This is a genomic window from Mycobacterium avium subsp. avium (assembly GCF_009741445.1).
In the GTDB taxonomy this organism is placed as follows: Bacteria; Actinomycetota; Actinomycetes; order Mycobacteriales; family Mycobacteriaceae; genus Mycobacterium; species Mycobacterium avium.
The window spans coordinates 2,258,035-2,281,017 of sequence record NZ_CP046507.1; the positions used below are offsets into that span (position 1 = coordinate 2,258,035).

General features: G+C 71.5%; 19 protein-coding genes. 4 read left to right on the top strand and 15 right to left on the bottom strand.

Annotated elements, in window-relative coordinates; translation table 11 throughout:
• Window positions 1–114 precede the first annotated feature (114 nt).
• The 13 genes from MAA44156_RS10550 to MAA44156_RS10610 form a co-directional block, all read right to left on the bottom strand.
• On the bottom strand, window positions 115–1,059 hold the full coding sequence (locus MAA44156_RS10550) for a cell division protein FtsQ/DivIB (protein WP_009976564.1): 945 nt from the start codon (window positions 1,057–1,059) through the stop codon (window positions 115–117).
• Window positions 1,056–2,546 (bottom strand): UDP-N-acetylmuramate--L-alanine ligase, encoded by a 1,491-nt coding sequence (gene murC / locus MAA44156_RS10555; protein WP_009976563.1) that lies wholly within the window; start codon window positions 2,544–2,546, stop codon window positions 1,056–1,058. Before murC ends, MAA44156_RS10550 begins: the two co-directional genes overlap by 4 nt.
• A complete protein-coding gene (murG, locus tag MAA44156_RS10560) occupies window positions 2,543–3,769 on the bottom strand; it encodes an undecaprenyldiphospho-muramoylpentapeptide beta-N-acetylglucosaminyltransferase (RefSeq protein WP_011724732.1) in 1,227 nt (408 codons plus the stop codon). Before murG ends, murC begins: the two co-directional genes overlap by 4 nt.
• Window positions 3,766–5,598 carry a putative lipid II flippase FtsW gene (gene ftsW, locus MAA44156_RS10565; RefSeq protein WP_009976559.1) on the bottom strand — a complete coding sequence of 611 codons (1,833 nt, stop codon included), beginning with the start codon at window positions 5,596–5,598 and terminating at the stop codon, window positions 3,766–3,768. The genes murG and ftsW overlap by 4 nt, the downstream gene beginning before the upstream one ends.
• 8 nt (window positions 5,599–5,606) lie before the next feature.
• Window positions 5,607–7,076 (bottom strand): UDP-N-acetylmuramoyl-L-alanine--D-glutamate ligase, encoded by a 1,470-nt coding sequence (gene murD / locus MAA44156_RS10570; RefSeq protein WP_009976558.1) that lies wholly within the window; start codon window positions 7,074–7,076, stop codon window positions 5,607–5,609.
• Window positions 7,076–8,155: a phospho-N-acetylmuramoyl-pentapeptide-transferase gene (mraY, locus tag MAA44156_RS10575; protein ID WP_009976557.1), complete on the bottom strand. Its 1,080-nt coding sequence runs from the start codon at window positions 8,153–8,155 to the stop codon at window positions 7,076–7,078. The genes murD and mraY overlap by 1 nt, the downstream gene beginning before the upstream one ends.
• Window positions 8,152–9,711, bottom strand: a complete 1,560-nt coding sequence (locus MAA44156_RS10580) for a UDP-N-acetylmuramoyl-tripeptide--D-alanyl-D-alanine ligase (protein WP_009976556.1) — start codon at window positions 9,709–9,711, stop codon at window positions 8,152–8,154. Before MAA44156_RS10580 ends, mraY begins: the two co-directional genes overlap by 4 nt.
• The gene (locus tag MAA44156_RS10585; RefSeq protein WP_009976555.1) at window positions 9,708–11,270 is read right to left on the bottom strand and encodes a UDP-N-acetylmuramoyl-L-alanyl-D-glutamate--2,6-diaminopimelate ligase; all 1,563 of its coding nucleotides are present in this window, start codon (window positions 11,268–11,270) and stop codon (window positions 9,708–9,710) included. The genes MAA44156_RS10580 and MAA44156_RS10585 overlap by 4 nt, the downstream gene beginning before the upstream one ends.
• Before the next feature lie 102 nt (window positions 11,271–11,372).
• Window positions 11,373–13,364 (bottom strand): peptidoglycan D,D-transpeptidase FtsI family protein, encoded by a 1,992-nt coding sequence (locus tag MAA44156_RS10590; protein ID WP_023884315.1) that lies wholly within the window; start codon window positions 13,362–13,364, stop codon window positions 11,373–11,375.
• Window positions 13,361–14,635 carry a cell division protein FtsL gene (gene ftsL, locus MAA44156_RS10595; protein ID WP_062886511.1) on the bottom strand — a complete coding sequence of 425 codons (1,275 nt, stop codon included), beginning with the start codon at window positions 14,633–14,635 and terminating at the stop codon, window positions 13,361–13,363. Before ftsL ends, MAA44156_RS10590 begins: the two co-directional genes overlap by 4 nt.
• Complete coding sequence (gene rsmH, locus MAA44156_RS10600; RefSeq protein WP_095785446.1) at window positions 14,635–15,795, bottom strand: 16S rRNA (cytosine(1402)-N(4))-methyltransferase RsmH; 1,161 nt, start codon at window positions 15,793–15,795, stop codon at window positions 14,635–14,637. The genes ftsL and rsmH overlap by 1 nt, the downstream gene beginning before the upstream one ends.
• Window positions 15,770–16,201 (bottom strand): division/cell wall cluster transcriptional repressor MraZ, encoded by a 432-nt coding sequence (mraZ, locus tag MAA44156_RS10605; RefSeq protein ID WP_003872235.1) that lies wholly within the window; start codon window positions 16,199–16,201, stop codon window positions 15,770–15,772. Before mraZ ends, rsmH begins: the two co-directional genes overlap by 26 nt.
• A gap of 436 nt (window positions 16,202–16,637) precedes the next feature.
• Window positions 16,638–17,039: an SCO2097 family morphological protein gene (locus MAA44156_RS10610; protein ID WP_011724725.1), complete on the bottom strand. Its 402-nt coding sequence runs from the start codon at window positions 17,037–17,039 to the stop codon at window positions 16,638–16,640.
• Window positions 17,040–17,431: 392 nt separating this feature from the next.
• Between MAA44156_RS10610 and MAA44156_RS10615 the strand changes: the two genes are divergently transcribed.
• Window positions 17,432–18,034 (top strand): GNAT family N-acetyltransferase, encoded by a 603-nt coding sequence (locus MAA44156_RS10615; RefSeq protein WP_011724724.1) that lies wholly within the window; start codon window positions 17,432–17,434, stop codon window positions 18,032–18,034.
• A 119-nt stretch (window positions 18,035–18,153) separates the two neighbouring features.
• Window positions 18,154–18,834, top strand: a complete 681-nt coding sequence (gene lppM / locus MAA44156_RS10620; RefSeq protein ID WP_003872238.1) for a lipoprotein LppM — start codon at window positions 18,154–18,156, stop codon at window positions 18,832–18,834.
• 3 nt (window positions 18,835–18,837) lie between these two features.
• Here the strand turns inward: lppM and MAA44156_RS10625 are convergent, their stop codons facing one another.
• Complete coding sequence (locus tag MAA44156_RS10625; RefSeq protein ID WP_003872239.1) at window positions 18,838–19,731, bottom strand: mycobacterial-type methylenetetrahydrofolate reductase; 894 nt, start codon at window positions 19,729–19,731, stop codon at window positions 18,838–18,840.
• 265 nt (window positions 19,732–19,996) lie between these two features.
• On the opposite strand from MAA44156_RS10625, the gene idsA2 reads away from it, so the two are divergent.
• Together idsA2 and MAA44156_RS10635 are read left to right on the top strand one after the other, a co-directional pair.
• Window positions 19,997–21,046, top strand: a complete 1,050-nt coding sequence (idsA2, locus tag MAA44156_RS10630) for a bifunctional (2E,6E)-farnesyl/geranyl diphosphate synthase (protein ID WP_003872240.1) — start codon at window positions 19,997–19,999, stop codon at window positions 21,044–21,046.
• A 4-nt stretch (window positions 21,047–21,050) separates the two neighbouring features.
• The gene (locus MAA44156_RS10635; RefSeq protein ID WP_003872241.1) at window positions 21,051–22,568 is read left to right on the top strand and encodes an alpha-(1->6)-mannopyranosyltransferase A; all 1,518 of its coding nucleotides are present in this window, start codon (window positions 21,051–21,053) and stop codon (window positions 22,566–22,568) included.
• On the opposite strand, the gene MAA44156_RS10640 is transcribed toward MAA44156_RS10635, so the two are convergent.
• Window positions 22,562–22,966, bottom strand: coding sequence for an Rv2175c family DNA-binding protein (locus MAA44156_RS10640; RefSeq protein WP_003878126.1), 405 nt, complete (start codon window positions 22,964–22,966; stop codon window positions 22,562–22,564). The genes MAA44156_RS10635 and MAA44156_RS10640 overlap by 7 nt on opposite strands.
• Window positions 22,967–22,983: the final 17 nt, after the last annotated feature.

Consider the following 22,983-nt stretch of genomic DNA (forward strand, 5'->3'; position numbering starts at 1 on the left):
TAACCCCGCAGGCGCGCCGACGCGCGTCCCGCAAATTTTGGGCATTTTTCCCACCGCGGCGGCGGTGAGCGCTCGGTATGGCGGATCCCGGCGGCGCGGGCGTGACGAACATCGCTACTTGACCGTCGGCAGGTCGGGGCTGGACACGTCGTAGGTCTTGCCCGGCTGGGTCAGCAGCGCCGCCAGCTTCTCGGCCTTTTCGTCGGTGCGGTCGGTGGTCCCCCAGATCACCACCCGGCCGTCGCCCAGGGTCAGGGTGATCGACGCCACCGAGGGCGCCGCGATCCGGCCCACCTGACCCTCGACCTCGGGTCGCAGCGCGGTCAGCACCTGCAGGGCGGCCTTGGTCGCCGGGTCGTTGGGCCCCGGGTCGGCGACGTCGAGGTAGGGCAGCGCCGGCGGCGGCGGCCCGGTCGCGAAGTCCACGCCGTCGCGGTCGAACAGGTGCGGCCCGTCGGGAAAGTCTTTGACCGCCACCGGGATTCGCTCGACGATGGTGATCCGCAGCGCGGACGGGTACTGGCGCTGCACTCGTGCGCTGGCCACCCGCCGGATCGCCGCCACCCGGTCGGCGACCTGGCCGGTGTCGATCTGCAGCAGCGGCGTGCCCAGCCGCACCCGCGCCGCGTCCAGCACTTCTTCCCGGGTCACCACGCCGGTGCCGACGACGACGATGTTGCGCGCCGACATCGCCGGCGTGAAGTAGAGGACCAGGGCCAGACCGATCCCGACGATCACCAGCAGGATGGTCACCATCAACATCTTCAGGCCCCGAACCACGCCGCGCGCAACGGGTTTGGGCTGGTTGACCGGCCGCCCCGCGGCCCTGCGCTTGGCCTCGCGGCGCGCCTCCTCGATGGCCATGGCCCGGGCCTGCGCGGCGCGGCGTTCGGCTCGCTCGCGGCGGGCCCGCCGGCGCGGCCCCTCCACCTCGGCCTGCTCCGCGCCGCCATCGGCGCGCTGCTGCGGGCCGGTGCCGACGAACAGCGGTTCGGTGACGGCCTCGCCCACCACGTCGGCCGGGCCCGACCCGGTCGGTTCGGGGTCCGGCTGCGTCATCGCAACGCCCCCGGCGCACCGCGGTTGGCCCGCACCCGCAGCGCGGTGACGATCTCGGGGCCCAGCAGCGTGACGTCGCCGGCCCCCATGGTGACGATGACATCGCCGGGCGCGGCGGCCGCGGCGACCTGCTCGGCGGCCGCGGAGAAGTCCGGCAGGTAGCGCACCGGCACGCTGACGTGCTCGGCGACGCTGGCTCCGCTGACACCGGCCAGCGGCTGTTCGCGCGCGCCGTAGACGTCCAGCACGAAAACCTCGTCCGCGGCGTCCAGGGCGTGACCGAACTCCTCGGCGAAAGCCTTTGTGCGCGAATATAAATGGGGCTGGAACACCGCGATGCTGCGACCACCGCCGCTCTGTTCGAGCAGGGTGCGCACCGCCGCCAGCGTGGCGGCGATCTCGGTGGGGTGATGGGCGTAGTCGTCGAACACCCGCACCGTCGAGCTGGGGGCCGACCCACCGGCGGTGCCGACCAGTTCGAAGCGGCGGCGCACCCCCTCGAAGCCGGCCAGCCCGTCCAGCACCGCCTCGGTCGGCGCGCCGATCTCGATCGCCGCGAGCAGCGCGCCCAGCGCGTTGAGCGCCATGTGCCGCCCCGGCACCGAGAGCCGCATCACCAGCGGGTGTTGCTGCTCGCCGGCCAGCCGGATCTGGGCGACCGCCTCGGTACCCTGCTGCTGCCAGGACACCAGGGTGGCGGCCAGCGGTTCGCCGGACGGGGCTTGGCCGTGCGACCCGGATCCGTAGCGCAGCACCCGAATTCCGAGTTCGGCGGTGCGCCGGGCCAGCGCGGCCGCGCCCGGGTCGTCGACGCACACCACCAGCGCGCCGCCGGGGGCCAGCCGCTCCACGAACGCGTCGAACACCGCGATGTAGGCGTCGGCGCTGCCGTAGAAGTCCAGGTGATCGGTCTCGATGTTGGTGACCACCGCGACGTCGGGCGTGTACTCCAGCAGCGAGCCGTCGCTTTCGTCGGCCTCGGCGACGAAGCAGTCGCCGCTGCCGTGGTGGGCGTTGGTCCCGGCCTCCCCCATCTCGCCGCCGACCGCGAAGGACGGGTCGCGCCCGCAGTGCTGCAGCGCGACGATCAGCATCGAGGTCGTCGTCGTCTTGCCGTGCGTGCCAGTCACCATCAGGGTGGTGCGGCCATCCATCAGCTTGGCCAGCACGGCCGGACGCAGGATCACCGGAATGCCGCGCCGCCGCGCCTCGACGAGTTCGGGATTGGTTTTCGGGATGGCGGCGTGGGTGGTGATCACCGCGGTGGGGCCGCCGGGCAGCAGATCCAGCGACGACGCGTCGTGCCCGATGCGGATCTGGGCGCCGCGGGCGCGCAGCGCGTGGATGCCGCGCGACTCCTTGGCGTCCGAGCCGGACACCAGGCCGCCGCGGTCGAGCAGGATGCGGGCGATGCCCGACATGCCGGCTCCCCCGATGCCGACCATGTGCACCCGTTCCAGCTCGGCGGGCAGCTGGTCGGTGGTCACGGCCTGCCCCCGGTCGCGCCGCGGGCGCGCCGCGCCGTTCTGCCGATGTCCAGCGCCGCCTGGGCGACCCGGCGCGCGGCGTCGGGATGCCCGACCCGCGCGGCGGCCGTCGTCATCGCCGCCAGCCGCGGCGGGTCGCCCACCAGGCCGGCCACCTCCCGGGCGACCAACTCCGGCGTCAAGTCGGCGTCGGCGACCACCATGCCGCCGCCCGCGTTGACCACCGGCAGCGCGTTGAGCCGCTGTTCGCCGTTGCCGATCGGCAGCGGCACGTAGATGGCCGGCAACCCCACCGCCGACACCTCGGCGACCGTCATCGCCCCGGACCGGCAGATCACCAGGTCGGCGGCCGCGTAGGCCAGGTCCATTCGGTCCAGGTAGGGCACCGCCACGTAGGGCGGGTCGCCGGGCTGCGGTTCGCGCAGGTCGAGCGTGTTTTTGGGGCCGTGCGCGTGCAGCACGGACACGCCGGCGGCGGCCAGCTGCGCGGCGGCGCCGGACACCGCCCGGTTCAGCGAGGCCGCGCCCTGCGAGCCGCCGAACACCAGCAACACCCGGGCGTCGTCGGCGAATCCGAAGTGCCGACGCGCCTCGGCGCGCACCGCCGCGCGGTCCAGCGAGGTGATGGCCTCGCGCACCGGGACGCCGACCACCTCGGCGCCGGGCAGGCCGCAATCGGCCACCGCGGACAGCACCCGCTGCGCGGTGCGGGCGCCCACCCGGTTGGCCAGCCCGGCGCTGGCGTTGGCCTCGTGGATCACCACCGGCACCCTGGGCTTGCGCGGTGAGACGCCGCGGGCGGCCAGGTAGGCCGGCAGGGCCACGTAGCCGCCGAATCCGATCACCACGTCGGCGTCCACGGCGTGGAGCACGGCCCGGGTTTCGCGCACCGCCCGCCACACCCGCGACGGCAGCCGGGCCAGGTCGCCGGTGGGCTTGCGCGGCAGCGGCACCGGCGTGATGAGCTCGAGGTCATAGCCGCGCTCGGGCACCAGCCGGGTCTCCAGCCCGCGCGCGGTGCCCAGCGAGGTGATCCGGACGTTTGGGTCGAGGGCCTTCAGCGCGTCGGCGACGGCCATCGCCGGCTCGACGTGGCCGGCGGTGCCGCCGCCGGCCAGCACCACCGACACCGGCTCATGAGGTGCAACGGCCGACAACGCGGCACCGGCGGGCAGAGGATCGTCCCCCCGCCCGCCGGTCGGCTTCTTGACCGTGTCGTTCACCCGTAACGCTGACCTTCCAATGCCCGTGCGCGCCGTGGCTGACGCTGGCCGGCGCGCGAACTGGCTGCCGGGTTTGCTCCGGAGTTGGCTCCCAGACTGGCATAGCGCTGGCCAGATCCATGATGCCTTGCCCGGGCGCGGGTGTTACCCCCAGATTGGCGGCCCGCCCGGCCGGCCGTGCGGGGCAGCGGGGGCGGCAGCGGCGCGTCGGCATGGAAGCCGGCATTGCGGGTGGCGTTGCGGCCGGCGTTGCGGGTGGGCTTGCGCCCGGCCGGCTTGGCGCCCTTGCGCGGCGCCGGGCGCGATTTCGGGGCCGATTTCGGGGCCTGCTGCGGACCGGTCCGCTTGCGATCGCGGAACGCCTCCAGCCGCGTCGGCGAATACGGCTCGGGCAGCGGCAGTCGCAGCAGCCGGTTCACCTTGTCGTCGCGGCCGGCGCGCAGCGCGGCCACCGCCTCGGGCTCGTGACGGGCCGCATTGGCCATGATCCCGATCATGAAAAGCGTTGCCGCCGTGGATGTTCCACCCGCGGAGATGAGTGGCAGCTGAATGCCGGTGACCGGCAGGATGCCGATCACGTAACCGATGTTGATGAACGCCTGGCCCAGCACCCACATCGTGGTGGTGGCCGTCAACAGCCGCAGGAACGGGTCGGCCGAGCGGCGGGCGATCCGCATCCCGGTGTAGGCGAACAGGCCGAACAGCACCAGCAGCCCGAAGGCGCCGATGAAGCCGAGCTCCTCGCCGATGATCGCGAAGATGAAGTCGTTGTGCGCGTTGGGCAGGTAATTCCATTTCGCCACGCCCTGCCCGAGCCCGTCGCCGAAGATCCCGCCGTGGGCCAGCGCGAATTTCGCCTGCCGGGCCTGATAGCCGGTGTCCTGCGGGTCGTTCTCCGGGTTCATCCAGGACCGCACCCGGTCGGAGCGGTATCCGGCCGACATCGCCAGCACCGCGCCGGCCATGAACACCGCCAGCAGCGAGGTGATGAACACCCGCAGCGGCAGGCCGGCGTACCACAGCAGGGCCAGCAGGATGATGCCCAGCGAAACCGTCTGCCCGAGGTCGGGCTGCGCCACGATCAGCGCCAGCGCGATCACCGCGGCCGGCACCAGCGGGATCAACAGCTCACGCAGGCTGGCCCGGTCCAGGCGGCGGGCCGCCAGCATGTGCGCGCCCCAGATGGCGAAGGCGATCTTGGCCAGCTCGGAGGGCTGCATGGAAAACCCGGCGACGACGAACCACTTACGCGATCCGTTGGCCAGGTTGCCGATCCCGGGCACCAGCACCAGCACCAGCAGGATGACGGTGACGACGTAGCCGGTGAACGCGACGCGCCGGATGAACCGCACCGACATCCGCAGCGAGGCGTAGCAGGCGATCAGCCCGATCACCGTCCACAGCACCTGCTTGCCGAAGATCACCCAGGCCGACCCGTCGGCGTCGTAGGAGCGCACCCCGGACGCCGAGAGCACCATGATCAGACCCAGCGTGGTCAGCAGCCCCGCGATGGCGATGATGAGGTGAAACGACGTCATCGGCCGGCTGAGCCAGGCCCCGAACCGGCTGTGCGAGCTCCCGTCCTTCGGCTTGTCCTTCGGCGCCTTCTTGGACTCCTTTTTGGAGGCCTTCGTGGACGCCTTCTTGGACGCCTTCTGGGACGCCTTCGTGGGCTCGTCGGTGACCTGCTGGTCCTGCTCGTCGTCGGCCTCCGGCGCGCCGTCCGGGACGGCGCCGGTGTCGGCCGCCGCGCCGTCGTCGTCGGCCGGCTCGGCGGTCTTGGTGGTGTCCTTACCCCGGCCCAGCAGCCGGGTCAGTGCGTTACCCACGCCCCGCCCTACCGGATGGCCGCGCGCACCGCGGCCGCGAACGCGTCGCCCCGGTCGGCGTACCCAGCGAATTGGTCGAACGACGCGGCCGCCGGTGCCAGCAGGACGGTGTCACCGGGCTTGGCCAGGTCACGGGCGGCGGCCACCGCCGCGCTCATGACCGCAGCGCCGAGATCCCCGCCCAAATGTTTCACTTTTGTCACATTGGCACCAAACACCACAGGCGTCGCATCCATACCAGCATCCTCGCCTGTCACAACGTGGACGACGGGGACATCCGGCGCGTGTCGCGATAACGCCTCTGCAACCTCTCGCCGATCTCGGCCGATGAGCACCGCGCCGACCAGCCGGGACGCCATCCTGGCCACCACGGCGTCGACCGACGCGCCCTTCAGCAGCCCCCCGGCGATCCACACCACGCGGGGATAGGCCAGCACGGAGGCCTCGGCGGCGTGGGGATTGGTGGCCTTGGAGTCGTCGACGTAGGTGATCCCGTCGGCGACGGCCACCACCTCGGCCCGGTGCCGGCCCACCCGGAAGGAGACGATCGCCTCGGCGATGGGCGATGCAGGCACGTCCACGCAGCGCGCCAGCGCGGCGGCGGCCAGGGCGTCGAGCACTCCGACCGGTCCGGGCACCGGGATCGAGTCGACCGGCAGCAGGGTCAGGTCGTCGGCGAAGGCGCGGTCGACGAGCTGGCCGCCGCGCACACCGAGCTCCCCGGCGGCCGGCTCGCCCAGCCGGAAACCGACCCGCACCGGCGCCCGGGCGGTGCTCAGCAGCGCCGCGGCCCGGCTGTCGTCCAGCCCGACGACGGCCACCCGGCCGTCGAGCACCCGGGCCTTGGCCGCGGCGTAGTCGGCCAGCGTGCCGTGCCAGTCGAGGTGGTCTTCGGCGATGTTGAGCACCGCTCCCCCCTCCGGCCGCAGCGAGGGCGCCCAATGCAGTTGGAAGCTGGACAGCTCGACGGCCAGCAGCTCGGCGGGTTGGTCGAGCACGTCGAGCACCGGGCTACCGATGTTGCCGCACAACAGACTTCGCCGGCCCGCCGCGGTCAGCATGGCGTGCAGCATCGACGTGGTGGTGGTCTTGCCGTTCGTCCCGGTGACCACCAGCCAGCGGCGCGGCGGCCCGTAGTGTCCGGCGGCGTCTAGGCGCCAGGCCAGCTCCACGTCCCCCCACACGGGCACCCCCGCCGCCGCGGCGGCCAGCGGTAGCGGTGCGGTCGGCGCCAACCCGGGGCTGGTGACCACCAGGGCATAGCGCGAAATCCGTTCGGCGGCCGCCGATGTGGAGACGGTGTCGACTCCGGAATCCACGTATCCGCGCAGGGTGGCGGGGTCGTCGTCGCACAGGGTCGGCGCCGCGCCGAATCTCCTCAGCGCCGCCAGCACCGCCCTGCCGGTGATCCCGCCGCCGGCCACCAGCACCGGCGCCCCCGGCGACAGCGGGGCCAGGGCCGGCTCAGCAGCACTCATCAGGCACCGATCGCGGCCAGCCACTCACCGTAGAACAGGGCCACGCCCAGGCCGCAGGCGATCGCGGTGAGCAACCAGAACCGGATGATGACGGTGGTCTCGGCCCAGCCCGCCAGCTCGAAATGGTGGTGAAACGGCGCCATCCGGAAGACCCGTCGCCCGGTGGTGCGAAAGGTCAAGATCTGCAACACAACCGAGCTCACCTCGGCGACGAACAGCGAGCCCAGCACGACGGCGAGGATCTCGGTGCGGCTGGTGACCGAGATGCCGGCGATGATGCCGCCCAGGGCCAGCGATCCGGTGTCGCCCATGAAAATCTTGGCGGGCGCGGCATTCCACCACAGAAAGCCGATGCAGGCGCCCGCGGTGGCGGCGGCGACGATCGCCAAATCCAGCGGGTCCCGCACGTTGTAGCAGCCCAGCCCGGGCGCGGTGACGCACGCGTTGCGGTACTGCCAGAACGTGATCAGCACGTAGGCCGCGGTGACCATCGCCATGCTGCCGGCGGCCAGCCCGTCCAGGCCGTCGGTGAAGTTGACCGCGTTGGACCAGGCGCTGACGACGACCACGCAGAACAACACGAACAGCCCGGGCGCCAGCGTGACGGTGGCGATCTCGCGCACGTAGGACAGGTCGGCGCTGGCCGGCGTCAGGCCGTTGGCGTTGCGGAATCCCAACGCCAGCACACCGAACAGCACCGCGGCCGCGACCTGCCCGATGGTCTTGGCGGTCTTGTTCAGGCCCAAGTTGCGCGACCTGCGGATCTTGATCAGGTCGTCGAGGAATCCGACGATGCCGAGCACGGTGGCCAGGCTCAGCACCAGCAGCCCCGACGCGGAGATGCCCTCGCCGTCGAAGGCCAGCCCGGCCAGGTGCGTTCCCAGATAGCCGGCCCAGATGCCCGCGATGATCGCCACCCCGCCCATCGACGGCGTGCCCCGCTTGGCGTGGTGGGTGGGCGGGCCGTCCTCGCGGGTGTGGTGACCGAAACCTTGCCGGGTGAACAACCGGATCAGCGCCGGGGTCAACAGGATCGACACGGTCAGCGCGATGGCGACGGCGATGAGGATCTGTCTCATCGGCGGGTCCCGCCGGCTGCGCCGCCCTCGCGATCGTCACGGGCCAGCGCGTCGGCGAGTGCGCCCAGCCCGGCCGCGTTGGATGCCTTGACCAGCACCACGTCACCGGGCTGCAGCTCGGCCCGCAAGAGCTCAAGCGCCGCCTCGGCGTCGGGCACGTTGACGGCTCCCTTGTCGGCCGAACCCCAGGAACCCTCCATGACCGCACCGTGGTGCATGGCGCTCACCGACCTCCCAGTTCCCACGACAACGAGTCGAGACACATCTAAGCGCACCGCCAGCCGGCCGATGCGATCATGTTCGGCGATCGCGTCGTCGCCGAGTTCGGCCATCTCGCCCAGCACCGCCCAGCTGCGCCGGGCCGGGGCGCCCGGTTCCGCCCCGCCGCGGGCGATCCAGGCCAGGGCCTGCAGCCCGGCCCGCATCGAATCGGGATTGGCGTTGTAGGCGTCGTCGATCACCGTGACGCCATCGCCGCGGGTGCTGACCTGCATCCGGTGCCGCGACACCGGGCCCGCCCCGGCGAGCGCGGCCACCACCTGCTCGACCGTCGCGCCGCACTCCAGCGCAACCGCGGCCGCGCACAGCGCGTTGCCGACCTGGTGGTCGCCGGAGACGCCGAGTTGCACCCGCGCCTGTCGTGTCCCACCGGCGTGGCGGTGATACAGCGTGAACCCCGGCCGGGCCAACTCGTCCAGCGACACCGGCCCGGCCCACACGTCGCTGGGGCCGGCCTCGGTGTGCTCGGCGCGGCTGACCCTGACCACCCGGGCGGCGGTCACCTCGGCCATGGCCGCCACGGTGGGGTCATCGACGTTGAGGACCACCACGCCGGACGCTGGAACCGCTTGCGGCAGTTCGGATTTGGTGCGTGCGATGGCTTCCCGCGAGCCGAACTCGCCCAGGTGTGCGGTGCCGACGTTGAGCACCACCCCCACGGCCGGCGGGGCGATTTCGGCGAGCGCGGCGATGTTGCCGGGGTGGCGTGCCGACATCTCGAGAACCAGGTAGTCGGTGTCGGCCGTGGCGCGCAGCACCGTCCAGGGATGCCCCAGCTCGTTGTTGAACGACCCGGGCGGGGCCACCACCTCACCCAGCGGCGCCAGCACCGCCGCGACCAGGTCCTTGGTCGACGTCTTGCCCGACGATCCGGTGATCCCGACGATGGTCAGCCCGCCGGCGACCAGCTCGGCGGCCACCGCCCGGGCGAGCTTGGCCAGCGCCGCCAGCACCGCGGCACCGGACCCGTCGGCGTCGTGCTCGAGCACCCCGGCCAGCGCGTCCGCGGCATCCACCGGCGGCGCGACGATGGCGGGGACGCCGACGGGCCGGGCGGCCAGCACGGCGACCGCACCGGCGGCCACCGCGGACTCCGCGTGGTCATGCCCGTCGGTGCGCGCCCCGGGCAGCGCCAGGAACAACCCGCCGGGCCCGACGGCGCGCGAGTCGAATTCGACGGTGCCGGTGACGCGCCGGCGCGCGGCGTCCGGTGCGGTGATGTCGGCCAGGGTGCCGCCGACGATGTCGGCGATCTGGGCGACGGTCAGGTCGATCATCCCTGCGCCTTTCGAGGCCCGACGGCCTCGCGCAGCGCCTCGGCCAGCTCCACCCGGTCGTCGAACGGGCGGGTGTGCTCGCCGGTGCGCTGCCCGGTCTCATGACCCTTGCCCGCGACCAGCACCACGTCGCCCGGTCCCGCCCAGGCAACGGCGTGGCGGATCGCCGCACGCCGGTCGCCGATCTCGATAACCTCTGCGGCGCAACCACTTTCGGTGGCACCGGCCAGGATTTCGCGGCGGATCGCCGCGGGGTCCTCACCGCGCGGATTGTCGTCGGTGACGACCACCAGGTCGGCGAGCTCGGCGGCGGTCGCGCCCATCGGCGCCCGTTTGCCCGGGTCGCGCTCGCCCCCGGCGCCGAACACCACCGCCAGCCGGCGATCCGGGCGCTTGAGGCTGCTCAGCACCGCGCGCAACGCGCCCGGCTTGTGGGCGTAGTCGACCAGCGCCAGAAAGTCCTGGCCGGCGTCGATCTCCTCCATCCGGCCGGGCACCCTGGTCTGCAGCAGTCCCGGCGCCGCCTGCTCCGGGGACACTCCCACTGCATCCAGAAGTGCCAGCGCCACAAGGCAATTGGCGACGTTATAGTGGCCGGGCAGCCGAATGCCCGCCCGGTGCTGGACGCCGGCGGGATCGATCACGGTGAACTGCTGTCCCCCGGTCCCCAGCGGCGCCACCTCGACGGCCCGCCAGTGCGCCGGTTGTCCCTCGGCGCTGACGGTGACCGCATCACCGGCGCGGGCAGCCATTTCGCGCCCGGCCTCGTCGTCGATGCACACCACGGCGCGGTGCGCCCGCAGCGGGGAGTTCGGGTCGAACAGCAAGGCCTTGGCCTCGAAGTAGTCGGCCATGGTGGGGTGAAAGTCGAGGTGGTCACGCGACAGGTTGGTGAAACCGCCGACCGCGAAACGGGTTCCGTCCACCCGGCCCAACGCCAGCGCGTGGCTGGAGACCTCCATGACGACGGTGTCCACCCGCTGTTCGGCCATCGCGGCCAGCAGCGCCTGCAGGGCGGGGGCCTCCGGGGTGGTCAGCGCGCTGGGGATGTCGGCGCCGTCGATGCGGATGCCGACCGTGCCGATCAGCCCCGCCGTGCGGCCGGCGGCGCGCAGACCCGATTCGACCAGATACGTCGTGGTCGTCTTGCCGGACGTGCCGGTGATGCCGATGACGGTCAGCCGCTCGGACGGGTGCGCGTACACGGCGGCGGCCAGCTCCCCGAGCACGCTGCGGGGCCTGGGGTGCAGCAGCGTCGGCGTGGTCCGGCCGCCGGTCAGCTGCGCGACACCCGCGGCATCGGTGAGCACCGCGACCGCGCCGCGCTCGATCGCCTCGGCGGCGTGCCGGGCGCCGTGCGTCGTCGCACCGGGCAGCGCGGCGAACAGGTCGCCGGGCAGCACGTCCTGGGCGCGCAGGGTCACGCCGGTGACGGTGACGTCGGGGACGGCAGCGCGCCGGTCCGGGCCGGCCATCACCGCGCCGACCTGGTCGGCCAGCGCGGGCAGCCGCACGCCGGGGACGGCGCTGGGGCGCAACCCCGTGGGCACCGACACCACTTCTGCTCACACCTCCCTCCGGCGCCGCGTCATCCTCATGATCGGCCATGACACCCTACCTAGCCGGGGCGGGCCGGCGGGCGATCCGCGGGCGGCGCTCGGTCAGGTGGCTTGCAGGGTCAGCGGCGGGCCGGGGTCCGGCGACAGTGGCACGTTCTCCCGCTGCATCAGCCAGCCGGCGATGTTGTGGAACAGCGGGGCCGCGGAGTGGCCCGGCGTCCCGTCGGCGTTGCGCTCCGGGTTGTCCATCATGATGCCGATGACATACCGGGGGTTGTCGACGGTGGCCATCCCGGCGAAGGTGATCCAGTAGACGTTGTCGAAGTAGCAGCCGCAGGCGGGGTTGATCTGCTGGGCGGTGCCGGTCTTGCCGGCCATCTGGTAGCCGGTCACCGCGGCGGCCGGACCGGTGCCCTGCTGGTAACCCATCGGGTCGTGCTGCACGACGGCGCGCAGCATGTTGCGCACGGTCTGCGCGGTCTGCGGCGATACCACCCGCACGCCCTCCGGGCGCGGCTCCTCGGTGCGGGTGCCATCGGGCGCGATGGTGGCCTTGATGATCCGCGGCGGGATCCGCACCCCGTCGTTGGCGATCGTCTGGTACATGCCGGTCATCTGCAGCAGCGTCATCGAAAGACCTTGCCCGATGGGCAGGTTCGAGAAGGTGCTGCCCGACCACTGGTCGATCGGCGGCACCAGCCCCGCGCTCTCACCGGGCAGGCCCACGTTGGTGCGCTGGCCCAACCCGAACTTGCGGACCATGTCGTAGAAGCGCTCCGGCCCGACCCGCTGCGCCAACATCAAAGTGCCCACGTTGGAGGACTTTCCGAACACACCCGTGGTGGTGTAGGGCATCACGCCGTGGTCCCACGCGTCGTGGATGGACACCCCGCCCATCTGGATCGAGCCGGGCACCTGCAACACCTCGTCGGGATTCGACAGGCCGTACTCGATGACCGAGGACGCGGTGATCACCTTGTTCACCGAACCGGGCTCGAACGGCGAGGACACCGCCGGGTTGCCCAGCTGTTTGTCGCCCTGACGGCCGATGTCCTGGGACGGGTCGAAGGTGTTGTCGTTGGCCATGGCCAGCACTTCGCCGGTCTTGGCGTCCAGCACCACGGCCGAAACATTGTGCGCGCCAGACACATTCTTGGCCTGTTGCACCTGCTGCTGCACATAGAACTGGATGTCGTCGTCCAGCGTCAGCTGCACCATCGAGCCGTTGACCGCCCGATGCCGGTTGCGGTAACTGCCCGGGATCACCACGCCGTCGGAGCCGCGGTCATAGGTGACCGAGCCGTCGGTTCCGGACAGCACCGAGTCCATCGACTCTTCCAGACCCAGCAGCCCGTGGCCGTCCCAGTCGATGCCGCCGACGATGTTGGCCGCCAACGATCCGCCCGGGTATTGCCGCAGATCTTGACGCTCGGAGCCGACCTCCGGGAACTTGTCCGAGATCGCGCTGGCCACAGCGGGATCCACGGCGCGCGCCAGGTACACGAAGTTCTCGTCGCTTTGCAGCTTCTTCAGCACGGTCGCGGAGTCGGGCTTGTTGCCCAGCCGGCCGGACACCTCCTTGGCGATGTCGCGCAGCCGCTGCTGGGGGTCGGGAGCCGACGGGTTCTTGGACTTGGCCTCCTCCAGTTGCTTGTGAATCCGCTTCGGCTGGAAGGTCAGCGCCCGCGACTCGATGGTGAAGGCGAGCTGATCCTTGTGCCGGTCGATGATGCTGCCGCGCACCGCCTTTTCCACATCGGTGACCTTGAGCTGTCCGGCCGCCTGGGCGCGCAGCACCGACGCGTTGGTCACCTGCAGGACGAACAACTGGGCGGCGGCCACCACCATCGCCACCAGCATCACCACGTTGCCGGCGCGGTGACGGAACACGAACGATCCGCCCCGAGAGGTCAATTGCGCGATCTGACGGGTGCGCCGCTGCCGCGCCGAGTGCCCGGGTGCGGCCTCGGCCGGGTTGGCCTTGCCGCGGCGTTTGGGCTGGCGAATCGCCTTGCCCTGCACGTCCTTACGCGGCCCACGCGTCGGCCGCACCGACTGGGACCGACGGGCCCGTGCCGAGTCGCCGCGGCTCACCTCGGGGCACCCGGCGACGCGACGGGGGCGGCCCCGGGCTGGGCGCCGTTGACCGGTTGCGGCAGCGGGGCGGCCGGGACCACCGGCTGGGGGGCCGCGCCCGGGCGGCCCAATTGCACCGGCACCGGCACCTCCGGCGGCAGCGGGGCGGGCAGCTGGCCGGGAGCCGGAACGGGCAAGCCCCCCAATGGAATCGAGACCTCCGCGGGGGCCGGAGCCACCGCCGGCCCGGCCGGCATCGGCAGCCCCGGCATCGGCAGCCCGGGCGTCAGGCCCGGCGGGCGACCGGTGGCCGGGCCGGTGGGCATGGCGGGCGATGCGGGTGGCACAGCGGCGACCGGACCGCCGGGCAGCGCGGGCGGCGCGGCGACGGGACCGCCGGGCACACCGGGCGGCGTGCCCGGGACCGGGGGAACCGCCGGCGCCAGGTGTTGACCGCCCAGCGTGGAGGCGCCGTCCGGCGCGCGCAGCAGCGCCTCGGGCCCGGACCTGGCCGGGACGGGTCCGCCGGGGGCGGGCTCCACCCGGATCGGGACCTCGGCGGCCGGCGGCGCCGGCTTCGGCGGCTGCGGCGCCTCGTCGGGCAGCTTGCTGTTCAGCGGCGGCGGCGGCACCCCGTCGGCCGGCTTGGGTGTGCCGACCACCACCCAGTTGCCGGACGGATCCTGGACCAGGTGCGCGGTGTCCCGGGTCGGGATCATGCCCTGCTTGCGGGCCGCCTCGGCCAGCGCGGGTGCGGCCTCCGCCTCGCGCACGTCGCGCTCCAGCGCCTCCTTCTGCTGCTGCAGCAACCGGGTCCGCTCCCGGGCGTGGCTGAGCTTGTAGGAGCGCTCGGCGGAGTCGGTGGACAGCCACAGGGTGAGCCCGAGCCCGACGCCCAGCGCACCGATGACCAGGACGACGAACGGGACCTTGCTGGCCAGGGTGCGCGGCCGCAGGTCGATCGCTGCCAGCCGGGCGGCCAGCCGCTCGGTCAGCCGGGGCCGAACGACCTTGGGCGCCTTGGCTTTACGAGCCTTCGCCCGCGCCTTGGCCTGGCTGGTGTTCTTGGGCCGGGCCGATCGCTCGGCCGGCCGCGCGACGGGGCTGGTCTGCGGACCCGGCTTGGGCGCGCGGGATTCCCGGGTGGGCGCGGAGGCCGGGCCGCCGCGGGCGCGCCGCGCCGCGCCGGCGTCGGCCGCCGGACGCCTGCCGCGGCGGGCGGAACCGTCGCGGGCGCCCCGACGATCGCTGCCGCCGCGCCGTTTCGCCGTCTCGCGCTCTGCTTTCATCAATCGCCTTTCCCGGTCGCCTGCGGTGCTTGCGTTCGTTGCAGGGCCCGCAATCGCACTGCGGCACTGCGCGGGTTGCGTTCGATCTCGGCGGCGTCGGCGCGTCCGGCGCCGTGGGTCAGGGCGCGGAACCGTGGCTCGTGGCCGGGAAGTTCGACCGGCAGGTCCACCGGGGTGCGGGAGGCGACCGCCTGGGCGAACAACCGCTTGACGATCCGGTCCTCCAGGGACTGGTAGGCCAGCACCACGATCCGCCCGTCGACGGCGAGCGCGTCCAGCGCGGCCGGAAGCGCGCAGCGCAGCGTGTCCAGTTCGTCGTTGACGGCGATCCGCAGGGCCTGGAACGTGCGTTTGGCCGGGTGCCCGCCGGTGCGCCGGGCCGGTGCCGGAATGGCTTGGTAGAGAAGGGAAACCAGGTCCGCAGTGGAGGTGAACGGCTCTTTGGCGCGGCGGCGCACGATCTGCGCGGCGATCCGGCGCGCGAACCGCTCCTCGCCGTAGCGGTGCAAGATGTCCGCCAGCTCGGCCTCGTCGTAGGTGTTGAGGATGTCGGCCGCGGTCAGCGGCGATCCCGGGTCCATCCGCATGTCCAGCGGGGCGTCCTGGGCGTAGGCGAAGCCCCGCTCGGGGCGATCCAGCTGCATCGACGACACCCCGAGGTCGAACAGTATCCCGTCGACCGATTCGGTTGCGGCGTAACCGGATTCGGTCAGTGCCGCGGCGATGCCGTCGTAACGCGTGTGCACCAGGGTGATCCGGTCGGCGAACCGCGCCAGGCGTTCCCGGGCGATCTCGAGCGCGCTGGGATCGCGGTCGAGTGCGATCAGCCGCAGCCCGGGCAGGTCGGTCAGGAACCGTTCGGCGTGCCCGCCCGCGCCCAGGGTGGCGTCCAGCAGGACCGCGCCCGAGCCGTCGGGGTGACGACGGGTCAGTGCGGGGGTGAGCAGCTCGACGCAGCGCTCGAGCAGGACGGGCACGTGCCCGAAGTCCGGTGAATCGTCAACCACCGCAACGCCTCCCCGGATCGGGCGAGCTGCCCCTGCATCGAGGTCCCTGTCCGAAGGCACGAACCTGGCGTTGGGGAAGTACGCCAGGGTCGGTTCGGGCAGAGGCCACGTTGCACGGGCATGCGCCTCAGATGATGTCGCCGAGTGCTTCATCGCTTGCCGCGGAGAAGTTCTCTTCGTGGGTCTGCTGGTAGTCCTGCCAGGCCTGGGCATCCCAGATTTCCAGGTAGTCGACCGCCCCGATCACCACGCAGTCCTTGGACAGGCTCGCGTAACGACGGTGGTCGGCCGACAAGGTGATGCGGCCCTGGGCGTCGGGATGCTGTTCGTCGGTGCCGGCGGCGAGGTTGCGCAGGAACGCCCGGGCGTCCGGGTTGCTCTTGGAGGCCTTGCTCGCCCGGCGGGCCAGTTGCTCGAATTCCGCCCGCGGGTAGACGGCGAGGCTGTGGTCCTGGCTCTTGGTGACCATCAACCCCCCTGCCAGTGCGTCGCGGAACTTGGCGGGCAACGTCAGCCGCCCCTTGTCGTCGAGTTTGGGCGTGTAGGTGCCGAGAAACACCAGCTCACCTCCCGTTCGAGGTCACCCAAACACTGCAGCCACCATACCCCACAATCCCCCACTTCGCCCCATTCCGTGGGTGTCGGGGTGGCGTTTTTCGGGTTGTCCGACGTCAAAAGGAGAACATTGTGGCCGCCGGGGTGTGTCGCCGCCCTGCTGCGGCGTCTTTCGGGACGCCGCTATCACCTTGTTGACCAGGCGAAATGCCGCGGGTGGGGAAACGTGGGGATTTCCGGTGGGGCGCAGTGGGGGTAATGGGCGGCCCGCGCCTCGGTTGGGGATCGATTGGGACGCAAAACGGCATCGACGGTTGCGCGCCGCCCAGCCTCGCCGTCAGCCCTCGGCGGCCACCGGAGTCGGCCCTCGGCGGCCACCGGGGCCGGGAAAACAACGCGGGGCAGCCGACTCGGCTGCCCCGCGGGTGTGTGGGTGGACGTCAGTCGTCGAAGCGGCGGCGGAAGCGATCCTCCATCCGGCTGGTGAACGAGCCTCCACTCCTGTTGCGGCGCTGCCGCAGCGAGGTGGGGGCCGAGCCGGACAGGTCGGGCCGGCCGGGCAACCGTGGACCGGTGATGGCGAACACCACACCGCCGAACATCACGATGAACCCGAAGACGCTGAGGATCGGGAAGTTTCCGATCATCGTGGCCTTGAAGGCCACCCCGGAAACCAGCATTGCCAGACCGATGACGAACAACGCCACGCCCTGCAGACGCCGACGCGCGGTGGGCGCGCGGAACCCTCCGCCCCGGACGCTCGAAGCGAACTTGGGGTCTTCGGCGTAGAGAGCGCTCTCGATCTGATCGAGCATCCGCTGCTCATGATCGGAGAGTGGCATTCGTCCCTCCTTGCCGACAAGTTGACACGTGACTATCGGTAGCACGCGGATGCCCGTTGCGCGGGCAACTAATTGAATGATACGAGGTCGATCTGCCCCATACCACTGGTTCCGCGCCGATTCTATCCCGCCCGCATCCGGGCACCCCGCCGGACCGCAACGCCCGTGCGCTACAACCGGCTTCCCGAACCGGCTCCCGAACCGGCTTCCGAAACCGGCTTCCGAAACCGGGTGCGCCGACCGCTTACCGACCGCCGCGCCCGCGTCCGATAATGATCGCTAGCGGCCCGGTCCCACGGAGACCATTTCCGGGGCGACCCCGACACCGCGAAGCAACGGATCCCTGGACGAGATCGCTGGACGAGATCGCTGGATGAGGAGGGCACCGCGGGTTGGCGATATTCCTCATCGATCTGCTCCCCCACGACATGGAGCGCCGACTCGGCGACGCCCTGGCGGTGTACGTGGACGCGATGCGATACCCGCGCGGCACCGAGAACCAGCGCGCCGCCATGTGGCTGGAACACATCCGGCGCCGCGGCTGGCAAGGGGCGGCCGTCGTCGAGGCCGAGGTGGACTACGACGATCAGATGCCGTCGGCCGAAGAGTTGGCCAGCGCCCCGCTGCTCGGCGTGGCCTACGGCTACCCCGGGGCGCCGGGGCAATGGTGGCAGCAGCAGGTGGTGCTGGGTCTGCAGCGCGGCGGCTCTCCGCCGCAGGAGATCGCCCGGCTGATGAACGATTATTTCGAGCTGACCGAGCTGCACATCCACCCCCGCGCCCAAGGCCGCGGGCTCGGCGAGGCGCTGGCGCGACGGCTGCTCGCCGGTCGCGCGGAAAAGAACGTGCTGCTGTCCACACCGGAAACCAACGGCGAGCCCAACCGCGCCTGGCGGCTGTACCGGCGGCTGGGTTTCACCGACATCATCCGCCGCTACCACTTCGCCGGCGACCCCCGGCCGTTCGCGATCCTGGGCCGCGAACTCCCGCTGTGACACCGCAACATTCGGCACGCGACCCAAGGCTGCACTGAGCGGCACGGCGGATCTGGCACGATGACCTGGTGCGCGCCCGCCCTGCCCCGCCCCGCCGCCGCGGATCCCAGGCCGCCCGGATGCGACGGCGGCGCCTGCTGGCCTTCGCGATGCTGCTGCTGGTGGTGCCGCTGGCCACCGGATGCCTGCGCGTGCGCGCCTCGCTCACCATCTCCCCCGACGACCTGGTGTCCGGCGAGATCGTCGCCGCCGCGAAACCCAAGACTCCCAAGGACACCGGCCCGCAGCTGGACAGCAACAACTTGCCGTTCAGCCAGAAGGTGGCGGTGTCGAACTACGACAGCGACGGTTACGTCGGCTCCCAGGCGGTGTTCTCGGACCTGACGTTCGCCGAGCTGCCGCAGCTGGCCAACATGAACTCCGACGCCGCCGGGGTCAACCTGTCGCTGCGCCGCAACGGCAACCTGGTGCTCCTGGAGGGCCGGGCGGACCTGACCTCGCTGACCGACCCGGAGGCCGACGTCGAGCTGACGGTGGCCTTTCCCGGCGTGGTGACCTCGACCAACGGCGACCGGGTGGAGCCCGACGTGGTGTCCTGGAAGCTCAAGCCGGGCGTGGTGAGCACCATGACCGCCCAGGCCCGCTACACCGACCCCAACACCCGGTCATTCACCGGCGCGGTGGTGTGGCTGGGCATCGCGTCCTTCGCTGCGGCCGGGGTGGTGGGGCTGCTGGCCTGGGTCAGCCGGGACCGGTCACCGCGGTTGACCGCCCCGCGCGACCAACCCCCACCCGAATAGCCCCTAGCTCGGCCGGGGCGACCAGTAGGCCAGCATCTCGGCGAAGGTCTGAAACGCCGGGCCGGAAATCCCGTAGGTCGCCTCCAGGTGGATGCTCAGCGGGAAGCCGAGGTCGCCGACGCCGTCGATGACGCGCTTGTACAGGTCGACCATCTGCCGGCGCTTCTGCGCCGGTTCGCTGGCGGCCAGCGTCTTGACGAACTCCTGCTCGCGGGCCACCGCGGCGTTGCCCGGGTCCTGGATCAGCCAGTTGATCAGCCCGACCCGGCTCTCCATCTTCGGCACGAAGCCGAAGGACAGCAGGATCTCCGGCCGGTGGTCGGTCTGCCTGGCGAACTCGCGCAGAAACCCCACGATCGCGTCGGAGTACAGCAGCTGCGTCATGCCGTAGGTGGCGCCGCGGTCGCACTTGAAGCTGAAGCGGCCCTGTTCGCCGTCGCGGGTGGGGATCAGGATGACGCCGCGGTTGGTCACCAGGTCGCGGTAGATCGACAGGGCGTCGGTGGGGGCGACCCCGGAGCCCTCGCCGTCGTTCATGGTGCGCGGCACGCCGACGAACACCACGCCTTCCATGCCGGCCGAGCACAGCTCGGTCAGGCGTCCGTGCAGCGACTGTTCGTCCATGAACGCGGTGACCTGGGTGCACAAGCCCTTGATCCCCGGCAGTTCCGGTTTGACGACCGACCAGAAGTCCAGCACGTCCAGCTTGGGCTTCATCGGAACCGGGCGATCGTCGTCCTCGGCGATGATGCCGGGAATCATCACGTGCCGGATCCGGCCGTCCAGACCCGACTCCGCGGAATGCCGCACCACTTTGTGCGCCTCTTCGAGTGCCCGCTCCCGACCTTCGTCGGCGTTGGGTGGCACCAGCTCGAGCGCAATGGTGTTGAGGGTCACGCGGCTTCTCTCCATCCGACGGGTATTGGCCCGGGGCGTCTGCTGTGCGCGCACTGTCCGCGCCAGCCCCAGCGCACCCGCCAGCATAGGGGCGGGTTAGTGAGGCAGTCGAAGCAACTGGGCGCGGCGGGCACCCCGTCGGCCGCGGAGACCGGCTCGGGCGACGCGGCGAATACACTGGTCGGGCCTGCAACACCCAGCCAGCCGAGCAGAAAGGGGCGCCGCGCTGAGCCTACGAGCTTCAGAAGCGGCGGCAACCGTCGAGTTGACCGGCGCCATCACCGAGCAATTGCGGCGGTATCTGCATGACCGGCGCGCCGAGACCGCCTACATCGGTGACGACTACAGCGGCCTGATCGCCGCGCTGGAAGAGTTCGTGCTGAACGGCGGCAAGCGGCTGCGGCCCGCCTTCGCCTACTGGGGCTGGCGCGCGGTGGCCACCGAGGCGCCCGATGACCAAGCGCTGCTGCTGTTTTCCGCACTCGAGCTGCTGCACGCGTGCGCCCTGGTGCACGATGACGTGATCGACGACTCGGCCACCCGCCGGGGCCGGCCCACCACGCACGTGCGGTTCGCGTCGTTGCACCGCGACCGGCAGTGGCAGGGCTCGCCGGAGCGGTTCGGGATGTCGGCGGCGATCCTGCTCGGCGATCTCGCCCTGGCCTGGGCCGACGACATCGTCCTCGGTGTCGACCTGACACCGCAGGCGGCGCGCCGGGTGCGGCGGGTGTGGGCCAACATCCGCACCGAGGTGCTCGGCGGGCAGTACCTCGACATCGTCGCCGAGGCCAGCGCCGCCGCCTCGATCGCCTCGGCGATGAACGTCGACACCTTCAAGACCGCCTGCTACACCGTGTCGCGCCCGTTGCAGCTCGGCGCGGCCGCCGCCGCCGACCGGCCGGACGTGCACGACCTGTTCAGCCAGTTCGGGACCGACCTCGGGGTGGCGTTTCAGCTGCGCGACGACGTGCTGGGCGTGTTCGGCGACCCCGCGGTGACCGGCAAACCGTCGGGCGACGACCTGCGATCCGGTAAGCGCACCGTGCTGTTGGCCGAGGCGGTGGAGTTGGCGGAGAAGTCGGATCCGTTGGCCGCCAAGCTGTTACGAGACTCCATCGGAGCACAGCTGAGCGACGCCGAAGTGGATCGGCTGCGCGACGTGATCGAGTCGGTGGGTGCGCTGGCCGCCGCCGAGCAGCGCATCGCCACGCTGACCCAGCGGGCCCTGGCCACCCTGGCGGCCGCACCCATCAACACCGCCGCCAAGGCGGGGTTGTCCGAATTGGCCAAGCTGGCCACCAACCGGTCGGCCTGAACCGATGGCCACCGGAACCGACACCCCGGCCGCCGACCCACCGGCGGCCAAACCCTCTCGCGGACAATGGTTTTCGCGGCTGAAGGCGTTCGCCGGTAGCGCCGACTCCGGCCCCGCGAAGCTGGGGATGTTGGGATCGGTGCTGATCACCCTGGGCGGGCTGGGAGCGGGCAGCACCCGTCAGCACGACCCGCTGCTCGAGTCGATTCACATGTCCTGGCTGCGTTTCGGCCACGGCCTGGTGCTGTCGTCGATCGTGCTGTGGACCGGCGTCGGCCTGATGCTGATCGCCTGGCTGAGCCTGGGCCGTCGCGTGTTGGCCGGCGAGGCAACCGAGTTCGTCATGAAGGCCACCACCGGCTTCTGGCTGGCGCCGCTGCTGGTGTCGGTGCCCGTGTTCAGCCGGGACACCTACTCGTACCTGGCGCAGGGCGCGCTGCTGCGCGACGGCCTGGATCCCTACGCGGTCGGTCCGGTCGCGAACCCGAACAGCTTGCTGGACAACGTCAGTCCGATCTGGTCGATCACCACCGCACCCTATGGTCCGGTGTTCATCCTGGTGGCCAAGATCATCACCATCCTGGTCGGCAACAACGTGGTGGCGGGCACCGCGCTGCTGCGGCTGTGCATGCTGCCCGGCCTGGTGCTACTGATCTGGGCGACCCCCCGCCTGGCGCGCCACCTGGGCGCCGACGAGCCGACGGCGCTGTGGATTTGCGTGCTCAACCCGTTGGTGCTCATCCATCTGATGGGCGGGGTGCACAACGAGATGCTGATGGTCGGGTTGATGGCGGCCGGCATCGCGCTGACGTTCGGCGGCCGCCCCGTCGCCGGCGTCACGCTGATCACCGTCGCCATCGCGGTCAAGGCCACCGCCGGCATCGCACTGCCCTTCCTGGTGTGGGTGTGGGCGCGCCAACTGCGCGATCGGCGCGGATATCGGCCGGTGCCAGCATTTTTCGCGGCCACCGCGGCCTCACTGCTGATCTTCGCGGTGGTGTTCGCCGCCCTGTCCGCGGTGGCCGGGGTGGGGCTGGGCTGGCTGACCGCACTGGCCGGATCGGTGAAGATCATCAACTGGCTGACCGTGCCGACCGCGGCCGCCAACCTGATCCACGCGATCGGCAGCGGGTTCTTTCCGGTGAGTTTCTACCCGATATTGCGGGTCACCCGGCTGGTCGGCATCGCGATCATCGCGATCTCGCTGCCGCTGCTGTGGTGGCGGTTCCGCCGCGACGACCGCGACGCGCTCACCGGCATCGCGATCTCGATGCTGATCGTGGTGCTGTTCGTGCCCGCCGCGTTGCCGTGGTACTACTCGTGGCCGCTGGCCGTGCTGGCCCCGCTGGCGCAGTCCCGCCGCGCGGTGGCGATCATCGGCGGCCTGTCGACCTGGGTGATGGTGATCTTCAAACCCGATGGCTCCCACGGCATGTACTCATGGCTGCACTTTTCGCTGGCCACCGCCGTCGCGCTGGTCGCCTGGTACAGCCTGTACCGGGTTCCGCAGCCGGCTCAGTAAGCCATCGCCTGGGCCCGGCGCACGACTTCGCGGGCCTGGTGGGCGTGCAGCGCATCGACGGGGCGGGCATTGCTGATCGCGTCACGGCTGCCGTCCCGGGTCACCGTCAGCGACGGGTCCCGGGTGAACAACCAGCGCACGATCTCGGTGTCGCGATAGCCGCCGTCGTGCAGGATCGTCAGCAGCCCGGGCAGGCTCTTGACCACCTCGCCGGACTTGGTGAAGAACACCTGCGGCACCACCAGGGCCTCGCCGCGTCGGACCGCGACCAGGTGTCCCTCCCGGAGTTGCTGGTGCACCTTGGTAACCGGGACTCCGAGCAATTCGGCGACCCTCGGCAAGTCGTAGATCGGCTCGTCGGGATCTAGCACATCGTCGCCGGCAGGAATACTGCTCACTCGCGCAAGTGTAGGCG

Bases quoted from the DNA above. Each gene is read 5' to 3' on its own strand.
- MAA44156_RS10550 (WP_009976564.1), bottom strand. From the start codon at position 1,059: ATGACGCAGCCGGACCCCGAACCGACCGGGTCGGGCCCGGCCGACGTG.
- murD (WP_009976558.1), bottom strand. From the start codon at position 7,076: ATGAGTGCTGCTGAGCCGGCCCTGGCCCCGCTGTCGCCGGGGGCGCCG.
- mraY (WP_009976557.1), bottom strand. From the start codon at position 8,155: ATGAGACAGATCCTCATCGCCGTCGCCATCGCGCTGACCGTGTCGATC.
- MAA44156_RS10580 (WP_009976556.1), bottom strand. From the start codon at position 9,711: ATGATCGACCTGACCGTCGCCCAGATCGCCGACATCGTCGGCGGCACC.
- ftsL (WP_062886511.1), bottom strand. From the start codon at position 14,635: ATGAAAGCAGAGCGCGAGACGGCGAAACGGCGCGGCGGCAGCGATCGT.
- rsmH (WP_095785446.1), bottom strand. From the start codon at position 15,795: ATGAAGCACTCGGCGACATCATCTGAGGCGCATGCCCGTGCAACGTGG.
- MAA44156_RS10610 (WP_011724725.1), bottom strand. From the start codon at position 17,039: ATGCCACTCTCCGATCATGAGCAGCGGATGCTCGATCAGATCGAGAGC.
- lppM (WP_003872238.1), top strand. From the start codon at position 18,154: ATGCGACGGCGGCGCCTGCTGGCCTTCGCGATGCTGCTGCTGGTGGTG.
- MAA44156_RS10635 (WP_003872241.1), top strand. From the start codon at position 21,051: ATGGCCACCGGAACCGACACCCCGGCCGCCGACCCACCGGCGGCCAAA.